At 58.3% G+C, this 25,267-nt stretch carries 17 protein-coding genes; 10 read left to right on the top strand and 7 right to left on the bottom strand.

The features are described from left to right. Positions 1 to 101: 101 nt before the first annotated feature. Positions 102 to 1,043 carry a HEAT repeat domain-containing protein gene (locus tag P12x_RS19995; protein WP_435006444.1) on the bottom strand — a complete coding sequence of 314 codons (942 nt, stop codon included), beginning with the start codon at positions 1,041 to 1,043 and terminating at the stop codon, positions 102 to 104. A 716-nt stretch (positions 1,044 to 1,759) separates the two neighbouring features. On the opposite strand from P12x_RS19995, the gene P12x_RS19990 reads away from it, so the two are divergent. After that, positions 1,760 to 2,404 carry a hypothetical protein gene (locus P12x_RS19990; RefSeq protein ID WP_435006442.1) on the top strand — a complete coding sequence of 215 codons (645 nt, stop codon included), beginning with the start codon at positions 1,760 to 1,762 and terminating at the stop codon, positions 2,402 to 2,404. Positions 2,405 to 2,845: 441 nt separating this feature from the next. Here P12x_RS19990 and P12x_RS19985 read toward each other — a convergent pair whose 3' ends face one another. Further along, positions 2,846 to 4,864: a hypothetical protein gene (locus tag P12x_RS19985; protein ID WP_435006440.1), complete on the bottom strand. Its 2,019-nt coding sequence runs from the start codon at positions 4,862 to 4,864 to the stop codon at positions 2,846 to 2,848. Positions 4,865 to 5,284: 420 nt separating this feature from the next. On the opposite strand from P12x_RS19985, the gene P12x_RS19980 reads away from it, so the two are divergent. Further along, the gene (locus tag P12x_RS19980; protein ID WP_435006439.1) at positions 5,285 to 5,413 is read left to right on the top strand and encodes a hypothetical protein; all 129 of its coding nucleotides are present in this window, start codon (positions 5,285 to 5,287) and stop codon (positions 5,411 to 5,413) included. Positions 5,414 to 7,313: 1,900 nt separating this feature from the next. On the opposite strand, the gene P12x_RS19975 is transcribed toward P12x_RS19980, so the two are convergent. From P12x_RS19975 to P12x_RS19965, 3 genes are all read right to left on the bottom strand, one after another. Further along, positions 7,314 to 10,049 (bottom strand): M16 family metallopeptidase, encoded by a 2,736-nt coding sequence (locus P12x_RS19975; RefSeq protein ID WP_435006437.1) that lies wholly within the window; start codon positions 10,047 to 10,049, stop codon positions 7,314 to 7,316. Positions 10,050 to 10,213: 164 nt separating this feature from the next. Continuing rightward, positions 10,214 to 11,452, bottom strand: a complete 1,239-nt coding sequence (locus tag P12x_RS19970) for a dipeptidase (RefSeq protein WP_435006436.1) — start codon at positions 11,450 to 11,452, stop codon at positions 10,214 to 10,216. Positions 11,453 to 11,495: 43 nt separating this feature from the next. Further along, positions 11,496 to 13,079 carry a phytoene desaturase family protein gene (locus tag P12x_RS19965; protein ID WP_435006434.1) on the bottom strand — a complete coding sequence of 528 codons (1,584 nt, stop codon included), beginning with the start codon at positions 13,077 to 13,079 and terminating at the stop codon, positions 11,496 to 11,498. Between the two features lie 211 nt (positions 13,080 to 13,290). Here P12x_RS19965 and P12x_RS19960 point away from each other — a divergent pair, with 211 nt between their 5' ends. Both P12x_RS19960 and P12x_RS19955 read left to right on the top strand, forming a co-directional pair. Further along, positions 13,291 to 13,599 (top strand): Rieske (2Fe-2S) protein, encoded by a 309-nt coding sequence (locus P12x_RS19960; RefSeq protein ID WP_435006432.1) that lies wholly within the window; start codon positions 13,291 to 13,293, stop codon positions 13,597 to 13,599. Between the two features lie 62 nt (positions 13,600 to 13,661). Then, a complete protein-coding gene (locus P12x_RS19955) occupies positions 13,662 to 14,636 on the top strand; it encodes a GNAT family N-acetyltransferase (RefSeq protein WP_435006431.1) in 975 nt (324 codons plus the stop codon). 432 nt (positions 14,637 to 15,068) lie between these two features. Here P12x_RS19955 and P12x_RS19950 read toward each other — a convergent pair whose 3' ends face one another. After that, positions 15,069 to 15,845 (bottom strand): SDR family NAD(P)-dependent oxidoreductase, encoded by a 777-nt coding sequence (locus P12x_RS19950; RefSeq protein ID WP_435006429.1) that lies wholly within the window; start codon positions 15,843 to 15,845, stop codon positions 15,069 to 15,071. A 165-nt stretch (positions 15,846 to 16,010) separates the two neighbouring features. Here P12x_RS19950 and ilvB point away from each other — a divergent pair, with 165 nt between their 5' ends. From ilvB to P12x_RS19920, 6 genes are all read left to right on the top strand, one after another. Then, the gene (gene ilvB, locus P12x_RS19945; RefSeq protein ID WP_435006427.1) at positions 16,011 to 17,780 is read left to right on the top strand and encodes a biosynthetic-type acetolactate synthase large subunit; all 1,770 of its coding nucleotides are present in this window, start codon (positions 16,011 to 16,013) and stop codon (positions 17,778 to 17,780) included. Positions 17,781 to 17,924: 144 nt separating this feature from the next. Further along, entirely contained in the window at positions 17,925 to 18,671 is a 747-nt protein-coding gene (locus tag P12x_RS19940) for a hypothetical protein (protein WP_435006426.1), read from the top strand. Positions 18,672 to 18,747: 76 nt separating this feature from the next. After that, the gene (locus P12x_RS19935) at positions 18,748 to 20,007 is read left to right on the top strand and encodes a pyridoxal phosphate-dependent aminotransferase (RefSeq protein WP_435006425.1); all 1,260 of its coding nucleotides are present in this window, start codon (positions 18,748 to 18,750) and stop codon (positions 20,005 to 20,007) included. A 32-nt stretch (positions 20,008 to 20,039) separates the two neighbouring features. After that, entirely contained in the window at positions 20,040 to 20,720 is a 681-nt protein-coding gene (locus tag P12x_RS19930) for a DNA-3-methyladenine glycosylase family protein (protein WP_435006424.1), read from the top strand. A gap of 120 nt (positions 20,721 to 20,840) precedes the next feature. Continuing rightward, positions 20,841 to 22,403, top strand: coding sequence for an N-acyl-D-amino-acid deacylase family protein (locus P12x_RS19925; protein ID WP_435006422.1), 1,563 nt, complete (start codon positions 20,841 to 20,843; stop codon positions 22,401 to 22,403). Positions 22,404 to 22,560: 157 nt separating this feature from the next. After that, entirely contained in the window at positions 22,561 to 23,316 is a 756-nt protein-coding gene (locus tag P12x_RS19920; protein ID WP_435006421.1) for a DUF433 domain-containing protein, read from the top strand. An 84-nt stretch (positions 23,317 to 23,400) separates the two neighbouring features. Here the strand turns inward: P12x_RS19920 and P12x_RS19915 are convergent, their stop codons facing one another. Further along, positions 23,401 to 24,567 (bottom strand): Mrp/NBP35 family ATP-binding protein, encoded by a 1,167-nt coding sequence (locus P12x_RS19915; RefSeq protein ID WP_435006419.1) that lies wholly within the window; start codon positions 24,565 to 24,567, stop codon positions 23,401 to 23,403. Positions 24,568 to 25,267: the final 700 nt, after the last annotated feature.

Genomic DNA, 25,267 nt, shown 5'->3' with positions numbered 1-25,267 from the left:
ATCATTCCCGCAGGTTGGATTCGATCGTCGCGCAAGGAACATCGTCCGATGGTCGAGCGCTTCGACCACCGGACGATTGCTTGACGATCGCTTCGAGAGTCTCAGTTCGCCTTGAGATTCAGGCTGGGCGAACCCGGGAGGGGGGGGAGTGAGGCGGTCGACTCGTCGGAGGTCTTGGCGACATGCTTGCCGGCGGTCGCTCGGATCTTGGGAGAGACATCGGTTGAGGCAACCTCGCGAAGCCTGCGGTCAACGTCGGGCGACTCTCGGTCGACCAGCGCCTCGACGGCCTTTTCTCGAACATTTTCGTCGGAGTCGTGGGAAAGCTGAAGGAGCCAGACGACGGGATCGATATCGGTGCGGTCTCGGAGTAAAGGAACAACTGCGACCCGGACCTCGGGGCGAGGGTCGAAAATCTGGCGACCCAGTAGAATCTGGTCCTTGTTCAGACCACGCCCTTTCAGGATCATCTCGGCAAGTTCGGGAATCCCGGGTTCTCGATCATGAAGACGCTTGAGGAGAGAATCCGGATTCAGCAGATTCGGGCGACTTGCGAAGGTCATCATCGCCTTGTAGCGGACCCCTCCACTCTCGGGATCGTCCACATAAGCCGCGGCCGGCGCAGCCATCGAGTCAATCGGTAGAGATCCGATGCAGAAGACGGCCGCAGCTCGCGACTTCGGCTCTCGGTCGCCCAGGCATCTGCTGGCTGGCTTATAGAATGCGTCCTTCCATTCGGCCAGGCTCATCTCCTCAGCGGGGGTCATCGTCCGGCCGGGTAACCAGTTCCAATGACGACCCACCTCGGTCAGGGACGATCCCCGGACATCGACATTCGGGTCGGCCAGTCCGGCGACCATCAGGTCGTGGATGGGGGGGAGGGCTTTTTGCCAGGAACGAGGGGCGGGTTCGATGGCTAAATGATCCAGGATGTAGCCAGCCGCAGAGACGGCCGAAGCGCGACCAATCGGCGCGAACTTCAAGAATCCGGCCCTTAGCCCGTCAAGGACGGCGACCAGGTCGGCCCCCTCCTGCTCACCCACCGCTGCCCTCGGTTTGTCGGACTTTCCGACAACGCGTTCGCATAGAGCGGCCAAGGATTGAGGATCGCCCTGCCTAAGTCCTTCGGCCAACGTGGCCAACGGAGATTTTGCCGAGGTTGTCTCGACGGTACCTGTTCGACCGCCTCTCGGGGTTGGTTTCTTCCAGAAGAAAAATCCACCACCCACGACCGTCACGGCCAGCGTGCCGCCGATCACCACCGACGTCAATCGTCGCCCCGTCATGGTTGCCTCCGTGCGAAGTCCTGACTCCTCCACCACCTACGGGGCGACATCATAATCAGACCCCCTAAACCGGCAAGGCCATTTCCCCGTCGCTTTGGGAGTTCAGTCACTCGACTCACTCTCTCGAATCTTCCCGACATACGGAAGAATCCAGGGAATCGCGAGCCCGAGGGTGAGGAAAATTCGGGAACTGACCGATCAAAGAAGAGTGGACCGAGTCGGTTCTGGACGCTGATCCGGGGCCGAGAGGATGGGTCCGCTCGTTTCTCCAGGGAGCGCTCATGACTTCCCTCGTGTCTCGCCGCTCCGCGGCGAAAATTGCCCTTGGCCTCGTCGGCTTGATCTCGGCCTCGGCGCCCCAAACCGCGCTCCCTGCCGGGGCCAGGGCGATCGACCCGGCCGCCGTGGTCCCACTCGATAAAATTGCCCCTCAACACCGAGAATCCGTCGTAGAGGTCATCCGAGACCATACGATGCATCGGAAGGCACCCGCCGATACCTTTCCTTGCAACTCCAAGCTCTACCTGAGCTTGATCAACGAACCCGCCGTCACTCTCGCCCTCTGGCAAGACCTGGCCCAGTCTCCCGTCAAGCTTCGCCAGCTCGATGCCAATCGATATCAGGGGACCGATGGCGGAGGTACTACCGCCACCTGGGAGTACGTCTATCGATCTCCCAAACTTCATGTTCTCCTGAGCGATCTGGACTATGTCAGCCCCAGAGGTGCGGCTCGGTTGAATGGTCGGATCTTGCTGATCGTTCACTCGGGCTACTATCGGGAAGTTAACGGCGAGCCGTGGATCCAGCATGATGTCGAGGCCTTCGTGAAAGTCGACTCGAAAGGATGGAAGGCCCTGGCAAAGACGGTTCGTCCGCTTCTCGAGAAAGTACTCGAGGATCAGGTCCAGGAGGCTGGTTGGTTCGTGTCGTTGATGGGGCGGCTCGTGGAAACACATCCAAGCTGGGCATGTTCGGTTGTCCTGAACCAGCCCCAGATCGACCCGGAGAAACGCCAATCGTTCCGGGATCTCGTGATCCAAGTCAAACGCCCCAACGCCTCGGCCGGACGTCCTCAGATGCTCGCGGAAGCCCATCCCGAGAATGTCAAGCGGCGCTGATTAGCGGCGAATCCAACAGTCTTTCTGATCGACCCACCCCCGGTCCCCTCGTTTCTTCGAGAGGATTGGGGGTGGGTCAACTTCGCGCGAATGTTGACACGGTAGGAACCCCTCTACAAGCGGATCGAGGATTTCGAAGTCGTTTCGTACGAGACCGAGAGCCTGTTTCGCATTCCCGCTCCAGGTGTAACTTGGGCGCGGGTGCTGGAAGGAATCGATCAAGCCAACCGTGATTTCGGGACATCATTCCACCAGTGACTGGCCTGGTCCAAAATCTAGGATCGGAGACGTGTCCTGCTTGCACTGCCGGGCCGCCTCTCCCATTCTGGCTGGGCTATCCAGAGTTGGTGTGGACGGATACAAGGGCTTGCCTTGGATTCGCATGCCTTCTCTGTGGTTTCGGGTGTGAAAGGGATTACACGAAGTCACGGGAAAAAAGTATCAACGACTGCTACTTCCCGGAAGTTTGAAGACCCCCGCGAAGAATCCGGCGGCGCCCTGCGTCACGGCGATCCCGGCGTCGAGCCGTACAGTCGGGTTATCCAGTGTTCCGGTGACTCGAAATTTGAGCAGTCGATTCTGAAGGAAGGTTGCCAGGCGAAAGAGGACTTCTTGTCCCCTGCCGAGTGCCTGCCCGAGCCCAGGAACCAGGGCGACTAGCGCCAGTCCCGATTCGGGAATGATCTCGTTCGTGTTGACCAGCACTTCAAGGTCGAGCCCACCGAGAAACGTGACCGTTCCATTCGAATGGATCTGCACCACCGGTCCTTGAAGCGTCATGGAATCGATGTAAAGACTTCTATTCGCGATCGTAGCCTGTATGTGACCCTCCTCGAAGAGGCCACCTCCTCGCGATGCGCCTAGAAATCGATCGAGCTCCTTGAAGACGGGAAGTTCGACCAGGCTTGCGTCACTGAGGTCGAGTGCAACCATTCCTCGTGACCAGTCGAGCTGTGTAGTATCCGTGCCGTTCAAATCGATCTTACCCGACACCTTGCCACGGATGTTTTGCTTACCGTTCGTCCTGAGTCGAGAGAGAACTTCGAGATCGAGCCCGTTCAATTGGGTCTCGGACCGGAAGGATCGATTCGGCCCGAGCCGTAGCATGACATTGCCCTGAATCGAGCCGCCTCCGACCCGAGTCATCCATCGTCGGGAATTTATCACACCGACTCCAGAGGTCGGGTTGAGTTGGAGATCCGCCGGGAATCGGAGATCGGAGACGGAAAGCCCGAGGACTTGAGCCCTGGGAACCTGGAGCTCGGCTGTCGCTCGAAGTTCCTCGGCGAGCCGGCCGGACGCTCGGAGAGTGCCAAATCCCTGGGCATTTCGGGACAAAGCGGGAAAGGCCGCGAGCATCCTTGCGATTGAAGCCCGAGTGATTCGAAAATCGAAATTGATGTCTTTCGGGGCTCCTGCAATCGAAACTCCCCGAGCCTCGCCGCTAGTTAAGCCTCCCAATAGGTCACCAGTTAACTCTTCAAGTCTCCATGTGGTTGGAGAAAGTGAAAATGTCCCACGCAGACCTCCCAGGTCGAGATTTTGCCCATATCGGAGGTTTCGGAGTTCGAAAATCCCTCTGGACCAAAGCCGGGATGGTTGGATTGAACCTCTCAGGTTGGCATCGATCGCACCTAGTCCATCGAGTTCGCCAAGTCCACCGCTGATACCCATCCCTTGCCAGGCCTCATTCAGTCGAAAACCGGCAGCTTGAACCTGTGCCTCAGCGACGATTTCGGAGAGATCATCCAGGACCGGGGCCGACCCATTAAAGCGAACACTGGCACCGAGGCTATCAGCCGTGGCCTTGTATTCAAGGATATGGTTGGCCAGCTTTGCAGTGACATGTAAAGAACGGACGGGGATGCCGTTACTCGTCCCCTCCCTGATGATGAGATCAGGCGCGACGAGCATTGCATCGGCGCTCACAACCGTCCGATCGCTTGGAACGGAAAACTTGAGAGAGCCGTCGACCCTTCCATCGAGAGCGACCGACCCGGGCTTGAGGAGGGCCGAAAGCCTGGAAGACTCGATCCCTTTCAAATTTAACGAGGCGACGATCTCACCTCCCGAGCGAATCGGGACACTTCCCTCGCCGCTGATCCTTCCTCCGAAGCAGAAAGACTCCAGGCCGATGATCGATAAGAGGTCGCGATCGGTCCTCCACTGGAAAACCAGGACCCCCAGAGGAACCTGTTTCACGACGACATTTGCGATTCGGGCAGCACCCTCGGTACTGATGGCAAAGGGGAGGATCGTACCAGCAACATGCCCCTGAACTTCAAGTTCCCCAAAAGCCGGGGCCGGTCCGGGAAGATTGGGAATGAGGGCAAGAATCTTGTCGATCTTCCAACCGTGAGCATCCAGGCGTGCGTCGAATCGATAGGGCGCGGAAATCTCCAGATCACCATTTGCCTTCAAGGGTTTACCTTCGAGGCTGGCGGCGAATTCGGAGATCACGAGACGACCCTCATCGAGGCGAAGATTCGTCTCGATCGAGTCGAGTTTCGTCCCTTGATAGGTCAGTTCCTGGCTTCTCGCTCGGGCATCGAATACCCACTTTTTCGGGTCCGATGCGGTAGCCATGTTGCCACGAGCTTGAGCATTCAACGTCAACTGGCCGGAAAGAGGAGTAGGTACGGGCAAGGCGGGAGCGAGTAGTTCTCCAAGCGGAAGTTGCGAGCCTCGGAATTCGGCGAATACCGGGCCGGGTGGCGAGACGGTGGCTCTCAAGGTTCCGCGAAATCCGCCGGGGGTCAGCTCCCCTTCTCTCGGCGGTAGCTCCGATTTCTTGAGAGAACGCCTCCAGTCACCTGCAGGCAGGTCGACGAGCTGCCCACGGAAGTCCGATAGGTTCAGGACACCTTTGTCGAGTTCCAGATGGGCTACGAGAAGTCCCACATCGACATGATCGATCGAAGCCCCTTCGAGCCGGGCGTCTCCCTTGAACACATAACTTTTGATGTCTCGGAGGGAGCCGAGAGGTATCGTGGCCTCGGCCTTGATTGAGAACCGGCCCGCGATTGGAAACGGCACCTTGATTCCAAACTTAGCCGCTTTCTCCAGGAGGATCGCAAGATCGACGTCCTCGAGTTCGATCCGTGTTGAGATGGAATTGGGTAATTGGAATCGTCCGGATCGACCTGTCGCGTTCTTGACCTGTAATTCCAGCGACCGTGAAATCGACTCGGCCATCCATGTCAGAATTCCGTTACCTCTCGTGGCGAGCCGCAGGATTGGCAGGGCGTCAACCACCGGCTCCCAGATTTCATAACGACGGTTGGAGGCATCGGTCAGTCGATTCCCCGAGGGGGAAGGTCCTGGTGGCACCCCATCGGTCGAAGTGTCATATTGGAGATTACCACCCTGAGCCTTCAAGCCGATGCTGACCGACTTCATCGGTATCCCCTGAAAACTCCCGTCGGTGATGACGGCCGTTCCGCTGGTTCCCGAAAGGTCAGGTCCCGTCGGGGCGATGTTCGCCTTTAAATTAACCCGACCCGAAAGGCGTCCTGTTGCATTCAACTTACCCAATTGCCAGGAGGCGGGGGCCCGGGTGATGTCGACGTTGGAGAGGCGTAAATTAAGGTCGGCTCGGGGCACCGGCCTCGAAAAATCGAGCTTTCCGTTGGCTGCGATCGAGCCGTCGATCGTCCGTCCCTGGATGTCTTGAAGGTAGACGATGGCATCGTCGATGGTCACATGTCCGGTAGTCCCCGTGGTCTCGATCTGGAGAGCCGGGAGCTTTACATCGGCCCCATGCAGCTCGAGATCGGTCAAGACATGAACGGGCGTGGGGGAATCGAGCGCCAGGCCAATCTTGACCTTGGCTTGAATCGGTCCCGACGGTTCGACGTTGTCCCAGACCTCCGAGGGGATGAATGGAATTCGCCGGAGCCTTTCCGGATCAGCCTTGATGGACGGGTCGGATGCGATCTTCAACTCGCCGTGCTTGAAGTCGGGCTCAAAGGTTCCCGTGAGTGTCGCCTTGCCCCAGGTTGGATCGTTGGTTTTCACATCGAGTCGCTCCCGACCATTGACAGGTGAGAGAATCGCCCGGACATCCTTCAGCGACATCGGGCCTCGCCCCTCTTGCTCGATCGTGAGATCTGCGTCGGTAACGACGATCTCGGGTAGAAGCTGGGGATTCGAATTGGGATCCTCGACTAGCGGAATTTTGGTGAGCGGTTGGCCCTTCGCGTCGAGCCGGTAGTCGACGATGGGGTGGTCGATCAAGATCCTGGTCGGCATGAACCGCCCACGCAGCATGCTATTCAGCGAGACATCCACCTCGACCCGGCCGGCCTTGAGCCAGGTGGGAGAATCCTCCTCCGCCCCTTCCTTGAGCTCGATCTGGCTCAGGCCCGACGAGTGGAGTCCGAACCACCAGTCGCCGATGACAACCTTCCCACCATAATGGGCCTGAATCTGGTTGATGATGATTATTGGAACGATCCAAATTCGAATGACCAGTAATGACGCAATCCCCAACATCAATCCCAGGCCTGCCCATCGCCATTTTCGGGAGGTCAATCGCATCTGTCATCCCTCCTCGGGATCGAATCAGGTCTCGCGTATTTACTTAGCTCTCAAGATCGCCGGAAAAAACGAACCCAATCGGCTACCAAGTTACTTGAGACGGACCGGTTTCATCCGATCACTTCGATCACCCGCTTATGACCGGGAAAAAACGAACCCAAACCCTAAAATTCGAACCACAGCAGCGTCTTTGGAGAAGTCCACTGCCTTACATTCGCCTATTGCATGTAGGAATTATCGGGCCGTTTTAGAACAAACTGATCGAAGGACGGAGTGATTAGAAAGCCTGAGTGGGCTATGAGGATGGGGTGGGGAAGGGTGAGCCTGGAAGCTCACCCCTGCTGGGCGGTAGCTCGATCCGGAAGCTGGATCATGGTTTGACTGGCTTGCCGTCGGGGTCAACCGGTCGGATATCCCGAAATCCAAGTTCCTTCAGTCTCGGCTCGACGGATTTACGATCGCCAACGATCAGAATTGCCCTGTCGGTCGGAGCCACAACCTCGATCATGGTCCGCCGGATCAGCTCGTCCGGACAGTTTCGAAGTTCCTTCAGATATGTTTCGAGGTAATCCCCAGGTAGATCATAGAGAGCGAGACTCCCCAAGACGCCCGAAATACTCCCGGGATCCTCGAACGATTCGGGGAAGGTCCTGATCTCAGCTTCCCGGGCGGTGGTTATCTCCTCCTCGTCCAGGGGTCGGGCCTTATCCAGGGCATCGAGCTCTCCAAGGATTTCCTTGAGTGACTCGGCCGTGACATCGGATCGGACCGAAGTCCTGACCTGCCAGCTCCCTCCCGTCCTCTGATATCCAAACGAAGAACCGCACCCGTACGTGTAGCCGTTCTTCTCGCGAAGATTGGCATTGAGTCGGGAGAGGAAGTCGTCGCCGACGATGTGATTGCCGATGAGCGAGGCGAAATAACGGGGATCTTTCCGATCGAACCATCGACGGCCCACGGCGATGACACTCTGGACGGCACCGGGCTTGTCGGCCAGATAGACCACTCCGGGCTGGGGGAGAGCCTTGAATGCGGGGCGTTCGGCAGGTTCGGGACCTGTCGTCTTCCAGGCTCCCAGGGTCGATTCAAGATCCTGAATGAGAGCATCCGGATCGAAATCCCCGACAACGATCAGGATGGAACGATTCGCCGCGAATCGAGCATGGAACGCCCGAACGTCCTCAACTGTCAGGCTTTTGACCGAAGTCACGAAACCCTGTCCAGGATTTCCGTAAGGATGATTGGCACCGTAAAGCAATGACTGGAAGGCTCTTCTGGCAATCCAGGATGGGCTGTCCGGCCCCTGCAGCAGTCCATCGAGTTGGAGTTTCCGCTCGCGATCGAAGTCTACGGGATCAAACCGAGGTTCGGTCAGAATCTGGCCGACCAGCGAGAGTGCCGGTTTGAGATTCCGGGAGAGTACCGAAAGACCCATGCTGGTCGAGTCGGCGGATGTGCCGACGGAAAGCGACACTCCCAAGGCATCGAGGTCCTCAGCCAGTTGAGTGTCGGTCCTGGTCTTTGTCCCCTTATCGAGAAGAGAGCCGGTCAAGGCGGCCAGGCCGGATTTCCCGGCAGGATCATCGGCCGTCCCAACGGGAATGATCAGCCGAGCCTCGACAATTGGGAGGGTTTGCCAGGGAACAGCCCAGAGTTCGGTACCATTCGATAGCGTCTTGCGAACATATCGGGGAGGGTGCCAATCCGACGGCTGAGCCGGCCCGGGGAGCGTTTGCCAGACCGGTCCGTCAGGGGTCTGCTTTTGACGCGACTCAACCGGCGACGGTCCCGGCAATGGTCCGGACTGGACCCCTTCGCTCTTCGACTCTCCTGGTGAGATGGTCAGGACCACCTTCTCCGGTGTGAGATAAGTCTCAGCAACTCGGGAAAGATCGTCGGTCGTCACTTTGTAATAACGGGCGTAATCCTTGAAATAAGCGGCCGGATCCCCCTTCTGGACATAATCCACGGCAAGCATGATCGCCCTACCGAGTGGGGCGGTCAGGGAATTGAAGGTCTGCTGTTCGAACTTGGCCAGGGCTCGAGCCAGTTCGGGGTTCGTGGGAGGGTTCGCTTTGAGATCCGCCATCGAGGCTTCCAGGGCTCGGGTGAGTTCTTCGATCGACTTACCTTCCGCGGCCGTCGCATCGATCGTGAACAGGCCGGAAACCTCCTTGGTATCACTGGTGGCGTCGACTTCATTGGCCACTCGCGCCTCCTTGATGAGGGAGCGGTTGAGTCGGGAGGCCTCTCCTTCGGAGAGGATCGAAGCGAGAAGGTGAAGTGCTGGCGCATCGGGATGGTCATCAGCCACGACGGGCCATGACCAGTAGAGACGAGGCAGGCTGACCTTATCGGTCGCCGCCAATCCGACCGACTTGGTGAGCCGAGGGGTAGGGGCCTCGACAGCCTCGATCGCCTTACCAGCGGGGATCGGGCCGAAATATTTGAGAATGGAGGCTTTAGCCGCTTCGATGTCGAAGTCGCCCGCCAGACAAATCGCGGCGTTTCCGGGATGATAGAACTCACCGAAGAACTGTCGAAGATCATCGATCGAGGCGGCGTCCAGATCCTTCATCGAACCGATCACCGACCACGAATATGGATGGCCCTTGGGGAACACATTGGCCAGGATCGTCTCTTCGGACAAACCGTAAGGGACGTTCTCGTAAGACTGCCGACGCTCATTCTTGACGACCTCGCGCTCGGTATCGAATTTATCCTGGTCGAGGGCCGAGGGCAGGAAAGCGAGGCGTTCCGCCTCCAGATAGAGGGCCCTATCGAGAAATGAGGTCGGGACCGTTTCGAAGTAAACGGTCATGTCCTCGGACGTGAAGGCATTTGATTGGGCCCCCGTCTCCTGGAGGGGAATGTCGTAGTTGGGGACGTTCTTGGTCCCCCGGAACATCATGTGCTCGAAGAAATGGGCGAACCCGGTGCGTTTCGCTCTCTCGTTCTTCGAGCCGACGTGATAGGCCATGCAGACCGTCACTCGTGGGACGCCGGGATCGCGATGCAGGACCACCTTCAAGCCGTTCGGCAAGGTGTACGACTCGATCGGGATCTTCGGCAGGGACACGTCTTGAGCGATTACAAACATAGGCATCAAAGCAATCAATGGGACTGCGAGTCGGAAGGGCATGGATGAGATCCTGGTGGGAAAGGGGAGCCTCGATATTGATGGCTCGGGGGTCGGAGAACCGGAAATTTGCGGGCTCGATGCTCGGGACCCGCGTTATTCCGAGGTTTTCGCGATAGCTGCTCTGGGATTCACTCCTTCTTCGTCCTGATGACCTCGATCGAAGGTTGGGTCGTCCTTTGCAATCTCTCGCCGACCTTGCCTGCTTCCCTCAGGGCCCGAAGGGCGTTCTCTCCCAAGATTTTATGGATGTCGGATTCGGAATACCCCCGGTTCAAAAGTTCCTCGGTCAGCCGGGGATAGGTGGAAACATCCTCCAAGCCGACCGGGACCGAGTTGATCCCGTCGAAGTCGGAGCCGATCCCAACATGGTCGATTCCCGCCACCTTGGCGATGTGATCGATGTGGTGGGCCACATCCTTGACCGTCCCTCGCGGGTAAGGATGCTCCTGGTTGTAGCGGGCGAGTGCCTTTTCGTACTCCGCTGGATCGGGATAAGCCGCCTTGAGCGCGTCCCGACCGAGGTTAATCTTCTTGATCTCGTCGGCCATGATGAAGCCGGGGAAGAAGTTGACCATGATCACCCCCCCATTGCGGGAGATTTCCTTGAGGATGTCGTCCGGGACATTCCTGGGGTGGTCGGCCAGGGCCCTGGCGCTGGAATGGCTCGCGATGACGGGAGCCTGGGTCACTCGGAGGACGTCGGACATCGTGGCGGGGGAGACGTGCGAGATATCGACGAGCATTCCCAGGCGATTCATTTCCTTGACCACGGTCTCACCGAACGGGGTCAGGCCGTCGTGTTCCGGCTCATCGTTGGCGGCGTCGGCCCAGTCGAGATTCTTGTTGTGCGTGAGGGTCATGTAACGAGCCCCCAACCTGGCGAACATCCTGAGCATGGCCAGGTCGTTCTCGATCGCGACCCCTCCCTCGATCCCGATTAGCGAGGCAATCTTTCCAGACTTCACGACCCGTTCAACATCCTCGGCGGAGTAAGCCATCTCGAAATCGTCGGGATACCGCTCGACCATCCGGTAGACCTGATCGATCTGATCAACGACCGTTCGAGCCGGGTTCGGCTGATCGCTCGGGATGTAGACGGACCAGAATTGAGCCTTGACCCCGCCCTCTCGGAGTCTCGGAATGTCGGTCTGGCCGCTCGCAAGCCGCTTCTTGAGGTCGTTCGATTCAAAGCCCGGATCGCCTACTTCCCGGAGTCGCCAGGGGAGGTCGTTGTGCCCATCGAAGAGCATCCCCGACTCATGTATTTTTTTGGCTCTCTCCGAGATGGGAACTGGCCCGTCGGCGAAGGTCAGGGTTGGGGCCAAGACGATGAGCAGGCAGGCGAATCGATTCCATCGAAAAATCATGCGTTCGGACCTCAATTCCGGTGCGGCGTAACTCCTTGTTCGGTCAACGACCATTCTGGACGGGGAACGATCCCGGGGCAACCGTCGATGGCCGAGAGTTGGAGAGCTTCTCCCGCCCAGATGGCGTCAGATCCGACCAGGAAATCCCCGACATGCGCTCGACAACCCGGATCGCCGACAGGACCGTGGCCATGGTCCCCTGCCCGGGGAATACAGAGTCTCCGACAATCCAGAGGCCAGCCCCGAGGACATCCGCATCCACGGCCATAAATGTACTGTTGCGATGAGAGACGGGAGCACCCCCGACCGCACCTCGATTCCGTCGGGTATATCGCGCGAAACTCCGTGGGGTGGCCACCTCAAGATGTTTCAGACTTGCGGATGCTCCGGGGAATGCGCATTCGAGAACTCCCAGGAATCGCTCTCGGTAGTCCGACTTCTTCGCCTGGTAAGCGGCCGGCTCGAGGTCATGCCATTCGTCGGGCCGGGTGTGGGTCGACATCGTGGCCACTCGAACATCGACCGGGCCGTAGCCCGGATCTTCGACCGGGGAGAGTGAGATCAGGACGTTATTGCCATCGTGGATCGGGCGATCATAGGATCGCAGGACTTGATGGAAGAGTGGTGTCTTGTCTGGAATCACCAGTCGGTCTATGGCCATGTAGGCAGTCACCGCGCTCCAGGCGGCTCGCGACTTCCGTTCGGATGCCTCTAGTGCCGACTCGGATGATCGTCGTAGCAATTTAGCCGCCAGGTCGATGGGTAAGTTGAAAGCAACCTGTCGGGTCTTCAAGTGCTGACGACGACGGGTCACCACTTCGAACCATCCATCCTCGGATGCCTCGACCCGATCGACCAAGGCGCCGGTCCGGAGGTCGCCTCCCATCTCGCTGAATCTCCGCCCGATCCCCTCCGCGAGTGCGGACATCCCTCCAATCGGTCGGCTCATTCCCGATCGATAAGCTTGAAGACAGGCTGCGGCATTCGCGAAGGGAACGGTCTCCGGCCCGGCCTGAGCCGTATCTTGAAGCAACATGGCAATCAGCGAACGGAACGGCATGTCATCGTCGAGACCGAGAATCTTCAAGACGTCCCGAACCGTGAAGACCCAACTCGATGCAGCGACTAGACCTCCCAGCCCCAGGATCTTGAGGTTGTGAGCCACATCCTTTGAGGACCGGATCGGGAGTCTCGGGACATGAGAAGCGACGTTGAACAACGTTGTCCCGACCCACTCCTGAAGTTTCCAAAATAGGCGTCGCGCCTGCTCATGACCCGGAAAGGAGATCGATGAGGCGTTTCGGAAGGCCTCCGGTTCTGGTCCAATCTCCATTATCCTGTCCGGCAAATGAACCCGATAGCTAGAGGTTTGAACGGCCCTGAAATCGAGGCCGATCGTTTCGAGTAGATCTCCGATCGGCTCTCCCGAATTCAACCCCATCAGGGCTGTGGCACCAACATCGAAAGTGTATGGCCCTCTCGAAAAATATCCGGCGCATCCGCCGAGTTTATTGTGAGCCTCCAGCAGCGCCACCTTCAGTCCGATCCGACGTGCAATCGCTGTCGTCGCGAGTCCACCCAGACCCCCTCCAATCACGATCAGATCCCATTCTTCAGAAGCCGCCATACCTGTCCCCCTCGACTGAGATCAGTAACTCCTGACCGTTCCGACGTCGAGGTCAGTCGAAGGACGACCCGGCCGGGCCGAATTATTGTATTTCGCCGGAGCGAATCGTCATGGATTTCGAGATTCCGTCGGGCTTCTGGCTTGTGATAGATTGGATTTGGTAGAGAATGGCTTTCGGACGATCTGCTCCGGACCGAGAGATGTAAGACGTATGGCAAGCTTCGTGAAGATGGCCACACTCGACGAGATTCCCGCAGGCAGCTCGAAGGAAGTCGAGCATCAGGGCCGTATCTTCGCTCTTTTCAACGTCGGTGGCGTCCTATCGGCAATCGATGGGCTCTGCCCGCATCAGGGAGGGCCACTCGCCGATGGACCGGTCGAGGGAACACTGGTGACCTGCCCCTGGCACGGATGGCAGTTCGATGTGCAGACGGGCAAATCTACCTTGAATAACCGTCTCACCCAACCCGTCTTCGAAGTCAAGGTTGAGGGACGTGATGTCCTGGTCGCCGTGGATTGAGCTGATTTGAACGCCGGCCCACCAGAATCATTACTCTCGCCAACCCTATCCCCCAAGGACCGGTGATCCGTATTCGAGCGTTCCGGAACGGCGATCCCCCCGCCTTGGCAGACCTCTGGAATCGGGCACTTCCCGACCAGATCGTCGTTCGCCCACTCACGGCCCATGAATTTGACACGTTGATCCTCGGCCGAGTCGGTTTTGATCGGGAAGGATTGATCATTGCCGAGCATGTTGATGGTCAAATCATCGGGTTCGCACACGCGGGATTCGGCCCGGAGTCGCCCACGGGCTCGCCCCAGCGGCGAGACTATGAACTCGGGTCGATCGCCATGCTCGCCATCGACCCGGAGCACGAAGGGTCGGACCTGGCTCGGGACTTGATTCTTGCGGGCGAGACATACCTGAGGGGACGCGGTGCCCGGGTTCTTTATGCTGGCGGACAATTCCCACTCAACCCGTTCTATTGGGGAGTTTATGGGGGTAGCGAATTCTCAGGAGTCCTCGAATCCCATCGAGCTTTCCGATTGGCGGCGACCGGAGCCGACTATGAGCCAGCTTCGACGACAATCTTGCTCGATCTCGACCTGAGTCGATCCGAGATCCGCGATCCCAGGTCGGCCATCCTCCGCAGGCAGTCGAGGATCGAGGTCGTGGACGACCCGATCCCGTCCGGCTGGTGGGAGGCCGAGGCGATCGGGAATTCTCAGGTCAGTCGTTTTCGCCTGCTGTCCAAGGATGACGATCGGGAAATCGCCCACGCATCAGCCTGGGATATGGCCGCCTTCGGTCGAAGCGACGGGCGAGCACGCACCGGAATCTTCGACTTCGAAGTAACGCCGAACGATCGAAGAAAAGGTTATGGACGCTACTTGCTCGTCGAGATTTTGAGATACATCAAGAACCAATGGGGTGAGGTGGCCTCCGTACAGACGAGTGCCACCAATGAACCGGCATTGAAACTCTATCGGTCCATGGGATTCGAACAGGTCGAGACCTCGATTCTCTATCGAAAAGCCGGTGGGGTCGATCACTGATCCATAATCCGGCTTGTTCGATTCTCTCTCTTGATGATACATAATTGAAATCGGGGACGATGGTCTCGAAATGGCTATCGTCGAGGCTCCATACCGTCCCACCGAACGACCCAAGAACTGGATCCATGGCTCGACGACCCTTAAATCTCCGAGAAATGCGGGCTGCCTACGAGGCAGCAGAAGCACTAGGCTTGAACACTCCTACCGAACGAAAGCCGAGATCCGATCCCAAGGAGGCTCGCCCTAAACCACAACCGGCAGCCAGGATGCGAGTCATCTGGGCGGTCTGCGATGTCGGAGGTCGGACAGTACAAACCTTCGACTATTCCGAAAAATCGGCTGCTGAAGCGCGAGCCGCCGAGTTGAAATCCAAGGGTAAAGGCATGCACTTCGTTCGGTCCGTGAAGGAAATGATGGGATGAGTTAACCCGATCAAACTCGCCCGATCTCGCGGGCGAAATGAGCGGGAGCCCACCGGATCATGAACCATTCGAATGGCCCGGGCAGCCAGTGGGCTATTCCGACGACCAGCCGAGCGTTCCAGGTCGGCTTCCGGAATGTTTCCTGGGACTTCAACCCTCGAAGAATGCCTCGTGCGACGCTCTCGACGGATTCGCCATGTAGTCTCGCATGATCCTCGCAGTCCCTCCCTAACGCCGAGGTCCGGAAATCGGTCCTGATGCGGCTCGGGCAGGCGGCCCAAACGCGGACCCCGGAATCCCTCAATTCATAACGGAGCGTCTTCACTAATCCATTTACGGCATGTTTCGTGGCGTTATACACGGCCGCATAGGGCATCGCGACGAAGCCTAGGGTCGATGAAATTTGCAGAATTTGGCCCTTTCCGATAATTCTCATGTGGCGAATCGCCCGTTGAGTCAGGTCCATCAGGGCCATCAGGTTCACTTCCACGAGTTGGCGGACCACTTCGAAGTCCTGCTCCCCAAAGTCGGCGTAATTCCCCAGCCCGGCGTTATTGACCAACAGGTCGATCCGGCCACGATCGGCCTCGGCCCAGGCCCAGAGGCTTTCCCGGAAGTTGGGGTCCGAGAGGTCCCCCTCCATGATCTCCATCGATCCGAGCGGCATTTCGTCTCGGAGCTGTTCCAGAAGATCCAGCCTTCGGGCGGTGGCGAGAACACGGTAGCCGTGGTCGAGGACAAGTTGCCTTGCGATTTCACGCCCCAGGCCACTCGAAGCACCGGTCACCAGCGCACTTGGGGGTCTGGGAGGGAACCCATCGGCTCCCTGCTGTGTCGAGTGATTCACAGGAGTTCCATTTTCTGTTGTTCAGCGGTCGAGCTTGGCATAGAATGATACATTCCATCCCGTCCGCGAGACCGTTCTGACTTGATTCCGGGAGAGATGCCAGACGTGGCTACCATCGACGACCGAGCGACCGAGACCCGACGTCAACCGACCACCGGCGCCACCGTGCTGGTCGAGTCCCTCGCACGGCACGGCGTCGATGTCGTATTCGCCTATCCTGGCGGGGCGAGCATGCCGATGCATCAAGCCCTTACCTATTATCGCGACAAGATCAGGACCATTCTCCCTCGGCACGAGCAGGGAGGGATCTTCGCGGCCGAGGGCTATGCTCGAGTCACGGGACGACCCGGTGTGGTCATGGCGACCTCCGGACCCGGAGCGTTGAACCTGGTCACCGGACTTGCCGACGCCAAGCTCGATTCGCTCCCGATTATCGCGATTACCGGACAGGTCCCGACCAAGGTCATCGGAACCGATGCGTTCCAGGAGACCCCGATGGTCGAGGTCTGCCGGGCCATCACCAAGCACCACTATCTGGTGCAGGACGCTCGCGACATAGCCCGGATCGTGAAGGAAGCTTTTCATATCGCCAACACGGGGCGTCCGGGTCCCGTCCTCATCGATATGCCCAAGGACATCCAGAACACGCTTGTCCCCAACCCGGACTACGATGTTGCGATGGATTTGCCCGGTTATCGACTCCCGGAACCCCCGACGGCCGAGAAAATCAACCAGATTGCCGAGGCGATCAAGGCGAGCCGTCGGCCCATTATCTATTGTGGCGGTGGAACCGTCGCCTCGGGGGCGTCCGAAGAACTTCGTGATTTCGTCACCAAGACCGGTATCCCCGTCGCCATGACTCTGCAAGGTCTCGGCGCGATTCCCAGCGACCATTACCTGGCCCTGGGAATGCTCGGGATGCACGGCACCGTTTATTCGAACATGGCGATCAACGAGGCGGACCTGCTGCTCGCATTTGGTGTCCGGTTTGACGACCGGGTGACTGGCAAGTTGAGCGAGTTCGCCAAGCATGGACGAATCGTCCATGTTGATATCGACGCTTCGGAGATTAACAAGAACAAGGCGGCTCATATCGCCGTCAACTCCGACGTGAAGTCGACCCTCCAGAGGCTCAACCCGGTCGTCGAGGCCGGCGACTATCGCGAATGGCATCACCAGCTCGACGCCTGGCGCGAGAGCGACCCGATGACTTATGCCGACCGCGATGACGCGATCCTCCCTCAGTATGTGGTCGACGAATTCTCGAAGATGGCTGGTGGTAAATTCTTGATGACGACCGGGGTTGGTCAGCATCAGATGTTCGCCGCCCAGTGGACGAAATTCGATCGTCCGAGGACCTGGGTGACCTCGGGTGGATTGGGATCGATGGGCTTCGGCCTCCCGGCAGCCATGGGGGCTCAGGCGGCTTTCCCGGATGCATTGGTGGTCGACATCGATGGCGACGGTTCCTTCGTCATGAATATTCAGGAACTGGCCACGGTGAAGTGCGAGAGCCTTCCCGTCAAGGTGATCGTGCTGAACAATCAGCACCTCGGGATGGTCGTCCAGTGGGAGGATCGGTTCCACGGGGGTAATCGCGCGCACACCTATCTCGGACCTGTCGAACATCCTGAATATACCGGCGAAGGCAATGGGGAACTCTACGAGACGACGTATCCCGACTTCGTGGCGATCTCCAAGGGATTCGGGATCGAGGCCCGCCAGATCCGCAAGAAAGAAGACGTGATCCCCGCGCTCCGCGAGATGATCGCCCACCCCGGCCCTTACGTGCTCGATGTGCTTGTTCCTTACCAGGAACACGTCTTGCCGATGATCCCTGCGGGCGGGACCGTCCGAGAAATCATCAAGAGCTGAGCACCTTGTAGGCTTTCGGGCCAGATTTTCATCGGTCTCGGGCGGTCCAGGTAAAATCTTGGCCCGCCCGATCCCTTTTTGTTTCGTAGAATAGATTCGAATCGAATGAGCGGACGACCGGGGCACACCCGGGGGATCACCGTAATGAATAAATATCTGGCCGAGTGCGATGACTTTTATGTCAACGTCAACTTGAACACCGAGATGGAGTTACCTACCAGCCGAGACACTGTACTCCACTTTTTCGAGCAGATGAAGAAACGTTATCCCGAGTTACGAAACTTCTATACGCGCGAAGATGGTGTTCTGGTTCTCGAAGGAGACAAGGAGGAAGAAGCTTACCGGACCCTGGCCATCGAGCCCCGGCGACTCTGCTCGGGTCACGTGAATCCGGCGACTCTCGATGACGCCTATGGTCAGCACGAACTGGTCCTGGAACTCGCCCCTCATCTCCTGACCATCAGCAACCTCGATTGCGAGGCGCTCGATGTGATGTATGGATTCGACTTCGATTACGAAGGAAATCACGACGAGATCGTCGCCGAGGCCCTGGGTGTTGGGCCCGCGTTCGATGGTTTGGTCGAAGTGCCCAGGGCCAGGGTCATTAATTTCGAGCCGTCGGTCACCATCGCTCTCGATGATTCCTGCCGCCTTCAGGCTCGAATCTCGATCGAGACTCGCACCAACGCCTTCCAGGTTCGTACCGGCGAGTTTGGCGACGATCAGATCAGTATCTATTTCACGATCCGCCAATACTGGGGGAACGGACCCGACCGTTCGTTCCTCGACTCATTCCGCCATCAGAGCAGCATCGGCGAAGAGATCGTCAGGAATCAGGTCGTCCCTCGAATTGTATTGCCCCTGGCACGCGCGATTGCCTCTCGATCCTGAGCCCAGGGATTTCACCCGAGACACCTTCCGGTCATACTGAATGATCGGATTGAGTTACTCGGGGAGATCCGGATCGATGCCGAGATTGAGCAACCTCGCCAGCGGTTTGACGGCTGAAACAGCCTTTACCGTGCTTGCCTTGGCCCGAGAACTGAAGTCTCGTGGAAAGGATGTGGTTGAACTCGAGATCGGCGACAGTCCGTTTCCTACCACTCCGGCCGCCAAGGCCGCCGGTCTCCATTCCATCGAGGCGAACGAGACAGGATATGGTCCGAGCTTGGGGCTTCCGGAATTCCGATCCGAGGCCGCTCGATTCGTCAATTTCGAGTTCGGATTCGACGTCAACCTTGAGCACGTCGTAGTTGCCTCGGGAGCCAAGCCGTTCGAACAGTATTTCGCCGAAGCGATACTGAACCCCGGCGACGGTGCACTGATTTTCAGCCCGCACTTCCCGACCTACATTCCGAACCTGGAACGTCGAGGAGCCAGAGCCGTCCTTTCTCCATTGAGGGTCGAAGAAGGCTTTCGGCCGGGTGCCGCAGCCGTCGCTCATTTTCTGGCGACGGATCCCAGGCCTCGCGCGATCTTCCTGAACTCTCCCCATAATCCGACGGGCGGGGTCGCCACCAGATCCGACCTGAGAGCAATTGCGGAGATAGTCCGAGGGACCGATCTGATGGTCTTCTCGGACGAGCCCTATTGCCACATGGTCTGGAACGGACGTCACGAGTCGATCGCGACCGAGCCCGGCATGCTCGACCATGTTGTATCGGCTTATACCTTCAGCAAATCCTACAGCATGAGCGGTTGGAGGATTGGGTTTGCGGTCGCCCATACCGAGATCATCGAAGCCTTCGGTAAACTGATCAACACTTCCGCATCCTGCAGTCCGCCTTTCGTTCAGAAGGCTGCGCTGGCCGCGCTTGCTCGGGACGCCTCGACTCGCGATGAGTACATGGCCCTATTTCATCGCAAGGTAGATCGGTTGGTCGAGGGACTCCAGGGGATCGAGGGGCTTCACGTGGTCATGCCAGCGGGGACGTTTTATGTCTATCCAGACGTTCGACCCCTCTGCAATCGTTTGAAAATCACTTCCCAGGGATTGGCGCTGTTCCTGCTAGAAGGCGCGGATGATGACTTTGGCGTGGCATGCCTCGGAGGAGAATCTTTCGGCGAGGCTGGCCGAGGTTTCCTTCGATTTAGTTGCGCCGAGTCAGACGAGAGGATCAAACAAGCCCTCTCGTTCCTGCCGGATGCCCTTCATCGAGTCGATCGGCTGGCGAAATTCCTCGATGCCCATCCTCATCTCCGCCTACTAACTCCGTATAACCGATAACTCACCTTGGCCCGCTCATTTGCCATCGGAGGGTGCTGGTGCCTCCCGTTAAACGACAGTCGAAGGTGAAGCAAATCATCAAGGTCGGGCCTTACGAGGGGGTTGATCCCTGGTCGAAGGGTGTGGAAACACTCCGTGCGCTCGACCCTCGATGGAAGTACATCATTGATGAGATCGGACCATGCCGGTTGGAACCAAGGACGGACCGGTTCGGCACGCTGGTCCGAGCCATCGTTGGTCAGCAAATCTCTTCCAAGGCCGCAAGTTCGATCGACCGACGCCTCCGAATGTTGACCGGCGAGCCACACACTCCGGAACCCATCCTGAATACAGGAGAGGCTGGTTTGCGCAGTTGTGGACTCTCCGGGGTCAAGGCTCGATACGTTCTGAACCTGGCGAAAGCCGTCCATGAGGAAGCGATCCCTCTCGAATCGATGCACGAGTGGGATGACGAGCAGGTTATCAGCGCTCTGACGACCGTCAAGGGAGTTGGTCCCTGGACCGCTGAAATGTTCCTGATCTTTGGACTCGGTCGGCTTGATGTCCTCTCGGTTGGCGACCTGGGTATCCGGGTCGGGCTCAAAAATTTCCATGAGCTTGAAGTGCTACCCGACGCCTCACAATGTCGCCTACTCGCCGAGCCCTGGCGTCCTTTTCGGACTATCGCAATGTGGTATCTCTGGCAACAGATCGACAATCCGAAGAGATCATGAAGGACGATCTCCTAAACCTCTCTCGATCCATGCTAATAATTCGATGATTTGCCGGGACACCTCCCCCATTCGCGCCTTAGTCTCTTCAAGTTCGGTGACTCCTCTTTCTGCGAGAGCATCATGGAATACGACTTGATCGCCAGGGGTGGCTGGGTCATCGATGGAACTGGCGGACCTGCCTTTCGGGCCGATGTCGCCGTCCTGGATTCGGTCATTGCGGCTGTCGGACATTTGGGTGACTCGACGGCCGCAAAGGTCCTTGATGCGACCGGGCTCACGATCACACCCGGATTTATCGATGCTCACGTCCACGGCGATCTGATGCTGCTGGCCGATCCGGTCCATTTGCCGGCGCTCAAGCAAGGTGTAACGACCTACATCATCGGACAGGACGGGTGCTCTTTCGCACCGGGCTCTGCGGCGACAATCGACTACATGCGTCGCTATACGGCAGGATTCAATGGAAATCCGCCGAACATCGACTACGACTGGAATGGGGTTGATGAATACCTGGCCCGCTTCGACCGTAAGACCGCAATCAATGTCGCTTACTTGATCCCGAATGGGAACGTCCGGATCGAAGTGATAGGTCACGACCCTCGGCCAGCGACGGACCACGAACTTCGAGCCATGCAGAAGATGGTTCGAGACGGAATGGAGGCTGGGGCCGTCGGCCTCTCCACCGGGCTCGACTATCTACCGAGTCGCCACGCCGATGCCCGTGAAATCGCAGCGCTTTGTGAGGTCCTCGTCCCCGACGATGGCGTATACGTCACTCACATGAGGGCCTACGGGGCGAATTCTCCGGTTGGCATGGAAGAAGTGTATGATATCGTCCGGAGGTCGGGTGTCGCGGCCCATATCTCTCACTACAACGGACCGGCCGATATCATGCTTCCCTTGATCGACAAAGGGCTTGCGATGGGCTTCGATCTCACCTTCGATACCTATCCATATCTGGCCGGCAGCACCATCCTCGGGATGGTCTCGCTCCCTCCCTGGGTCCAGGAGGGAGGGAACGAGGCGACTCTAGAACGTCTGGCCGATCGGACCATTCGTGCTCGGCTCGAATCGGATTGGTTCCCCGCCCCAACCCAGTTCCCTCTGAACAAGGTGCACCTGGCCATGGTGGCCAATCCGACCTGGCGATGGGCTGAAGGCAAAACCGTCATCGATGCCGCCAAGAAGGCCGGGCAAACCCCTTGCGATTTCATCTGCGATATTCTGCTCGCTTCGGACCTGGCCGTGGGCGTCGTGAGCTTTCGAGCCATCGATCGAACCGAGGAAGACGTCAGGGCGATTCTCCGACACCCCTCCCACATGGCAGGGTCCGATGGGATCTTTCGAGGCGGTTACCCCCATCCTCGAGGAACCGGGGCGTTCGCCCGATATCTGGGCTATCACACCCGGACCCTTGGAGACTACACCTGGCCCGAAGCGATCTCGCACCTGACCTCTCACGCGGCACGACGCTACCGACTGACCGACCGTGGGATGATCCGGCCCGGATACGTCGCGGATATCGCCCTATTCGACGCCTCGACCATCACCGACCGCTCGACCTATGCCGACGGCAAGGCCCTCGCAGAAGGTGTCCGGCACGTGATCGTTGACGGTACGATGGTGTTGGAGGATGGCCTACCAACCGGTGCGACACCAGGTCGAGCCCTGCGTCGCGGATAATTTTCCGGAGCGAGTTCTCAATTGGTCGAACCGTTTTCTATATTGTGTGCTAAGGCAACCTCTCGAATCGCGACTCTATTGACGAACGAAGCCTGACGCTCAGTGCGAGCGTCATCCTTCGGAACGATCATCCGGTCGCATTCAGGGGAGCCCGGTCATGGAACTCAAGGCGAGCCACTTCGACGTTGCGACTACCTCGTCCCGCATGCATTCCAATCCCTCCGGTCTCGTGGAAGTTTTCGCTCGCAAAACCAACCCACGCTCCCGAACGCGGAATCGATCAACTCGAGCGAATACTTTTCAAGACTTCTCCGGAAGCGTCCTCCTCGAATTGAACCCGCGTGGTCCGCTCGAATCGGTCCTGGTGGATCACGTCATCTCCTCGGCATGGAGACTCAAGCGAGCCCTCGTGCGTCAGCAGGACCGTGAGCTCGCCGAGGCGGATGTTTCGGGTCGGGAAACCCAGACTCCCAAAAGATATTCACCATCGGCCGCCGATCAGGCCACTCGATCGGTCAAGGAGGCGATCGACGCGCTCGAGTGCATTCGACTCAGCAGGGTCAAGCACCAATCGAAATCCTCGATCGATGTGACCGACTTCGACTGTCAGGAGATCGAATCGAATGAGTGGCCGATCCTCCCGTTCGACGCCCTGGATGATTTATTGGAGGTCGAACCAGCAGAACAAGAGCAAGATGCACTTAACTGGAGTGATCGACTGGTTTTTGATTTCGATATCTCGGACCTATCGCCCGTCATCAAGGGAACCTGGATCACAGTCAGTCACATCGTGTCGCTGATCGTCGATGGGTTTACCTGGGCCGATATCCTCCGGTCTCACCCAGAACTGACCGAAGAGGATGTCCGGATCTGCGTTGCCTATGCCGTTGCCCAGGACCAGAACGAGGATTGATTTCCATCCTTCCGAACCCGTGATGATCCCGGTCGCCGAGACCTCCCCGTCTAAGGGAACTCTCGGCGACCGTTTTGTCATGAATCAGCTGAGGATTTCGAGCTTCGGCATCTTGGGAGACTTGATGTTTTGGATACTAATCTGGGCAGCGAGTTGCTCGACGACACCGAGCAGGTAAGGTCGAGAAGGAGATCCGGCCGCCAGTGCTTCTCGGAGAAGGCCAGCATCACCATTCTCCCGAAGGAGGATGTTCAACGGGACCTCGCCCAGGAATGGCACACCCATCGACTCGGCCTTGCGGCGTGCTCCACCCCTACCGAAGAGATAAACTCGCTCATCGCCGGGAGCTTCGAAGAGGCTATCGGTGGCGGCTGCGAGCTTAGCATTGGTCCCACCACGTTCGCTGAGATAGGCACGGATATCGAAGAAGCTCATGTTCTCGACCATGCCCAGGAGAGGGACCTTCAACTGTCGAAACATCGAGACGGCCCGGACCGCGTCGAGAAGCGCGACTTCCTGCGGTGTGCAAACCACAACCGCCCCGGTCAGGGGAAGGCTCTGGGCCAGGGTCAGAGGGACGTCGCCGGTTCCAGGTGGGAGGTCGATCACCAGGTAATCCAGGTCACCCCAATCCACCTGATGAAGGAATTGCTGCATGATCCCGTGGAGCATCGGCCCACGCATGATCACTGCCCGCTCCGGTTCGAGCAGAAATCCCATCGACATCAGTTTCAGTCCATTTGCTTCGATCGGCATGATCCGCTCTCCGACGGCCATCGGCCGGCCGACAGCCCCGACAAGATGGGGTATCGAAGGACCATAGACATCGGCGTCCATCAGGCCAACTTTCGAGCCGTAGGATTGCAGCCCGTATGCGATGGAAGCCGCTATGGTCGACTTGCCAACCCCGCCCTTTCCCGAACCCACGGCAATCACGTTCTTGACGCCCGGAATGTCGCCCTTTTCCGCAACTCCCTTCCCCCGGACATCGGCGGACATATTGATGGTATAAGCCAGTTCAGGGCCTAGTCGTGCCGTCAATGCGTCCCGGACGTCCTTCTCGATCTTGGCTTTGAGAGGACAGGCGGGAGTCGTGAGATTCACCGTGAGTGTGACCGTTCCTTCGCCGATCTGGATATTCTTGATCATCCCTAGGTCGACGAGGTCGCGTTGGATGTCAGGATCCTTCACGCCCTTCAGGGCGGTCAGCACGTCTTGCTCGGTCAGGCTGGCGTTCTTCTTGCCGAACATCAAGAGAAGTCCTTGAGAGGGTCCTACGAGCAGGGGTCGAAAAGTGGGGAAGACCCGAAATTCGGGGAAGGGGGTGGAAAGGATTTTGAATCGACCAATTCGGGACCATCCCTGAGGTCGTTGTCGATGTCCGAAGGATTCGGCCAACCTTCGGCCCCGGATCGCGCGGAAGCCATGGGGATCCACCGCCGGAGCAGGGAAATCACCTCGGGTGGGACGACTAAGCCTGATAGCAAGAGAGTCGCCCCAATCTCACGGGCCGTGATCGAGAGCCCGTCATGATTCCCTGTATCGATGATAAGACTAAGAGCCGATGGCGCCTCGCGCAGGCCGGCATCCAGGGCTTCCAACCCTCGGATCGGATCGTGGGAGAGGTCAATTACGAAGATCGGACAGTTGGAGAGTACGGCCGCCTGGGAAAGGTCGTACGCCGATCGGGCCTCCGTCCATCGGATGGAATTGTCCCCGAATCTTGGCCTGAGCTGACGGGACCATTGATTCAGACGCTCATAAATGATGATCGATTGCGATGACATCAATCCGAGGTCGACAAAACGAGCGTAGAGAACAGATAATTCGGTAATTTCAGAATCTTATTGTAGCGATCCACAGTCTCGACGGCGAGAGTGGCGCGTCCTGCGAGAGCTTTCCTTGAACCGAGGGTACGGGAGAGACTATGCTAGAACTGTTCGCTGGCCGA

This window comes from Tundrisphaera lichenicola (genome assembly GCF_051175385.1).
In the GTDB taxonomy this organism is placed as follows: Bacteria; Planctomycetota; Planctomycetia; order Isosphaerales; family Isosphaeraceae; genus Tundrisphaera; species Tundrisphaera lichenicola.
This window is presented reverse-complemented; position numbering and strand designations above follow the sequence as displayed.

Coding starts and splice junctions, on each gene's coding strand:
- P12x_RS19990 (WP_435006442.1), top strand. CDS start 1,760: ATGCATCGGAAGGCACCCGCCGATACCTTTCCTTGCAACTCCAAGCTC.
- P12x_RS19980 (WP_435006439.1), top strand. CDS start 5,285: ATGGGCTACGAGAAGTCCCACATCGACATGATCGATCGAAGCCCCTTC.
- P12x_RS19975 (WP_435006437.1), bottom strand. CDS start 10,049: ATGCCTATGTTTGTAATCGCTCAAGACGTGTCCCTGCCGAAGATCCCG.
- P12x_RS19970 (WP_435006436.1), bottom strand. CDS start 11,452: ATGATTTTTCGATGGAATCGATTCGCCTGCCTGCTCATCGTCTTGGCC.
- P12x_RS19965 (WP_435006434.1), bottom strand. CDS start 13,079: ATGGCGGCTTCTGAAGAATGGGATCTGATCGTGATTGGAGGGGGTCTG.
- P12x_RS19960 (WP_435006432.1), top strand. CDS start 13,291: ATGGCAAGCTTCGTGAAGATGGCCACACTCGACGAGATTCCCGCAGGC.
- P12x_RS19940 (WP_435006426.1), top strand. CDS start 17,925: ATGAATAAATATCTGGCCGAGTGCGATGACTTTTATGTCAACGTCAAC.
- P12x_RS19935 (WP_435006425.1), top strand. CDS start 18,748: ATGCCGAGATTGAGCAACCTCGCCAGCGGTTTGACGGCTGAAACAGCC.
- P12x_RS19925 (WP_435006422.1), top strand. CDS start 20,841: ATGGAATACGACTTGATCGCCAGGGGTGGCTGGGTCATCGATGGAACT.
- P12x_RS19920 (WP_435006421.1), top strand. CDS start 22,561: ATGGAACTCAAGGCGAGCCACTTCGACGTTGCGACTACCTCGTCCCGC.
- P12x_RS19915 (WP_435006419.1), bottom strand. CDS start 24,567: ATGTTCGGCAAGAAGAACGCCAGCCTGACCGAGCAAGACGTGCTGACC.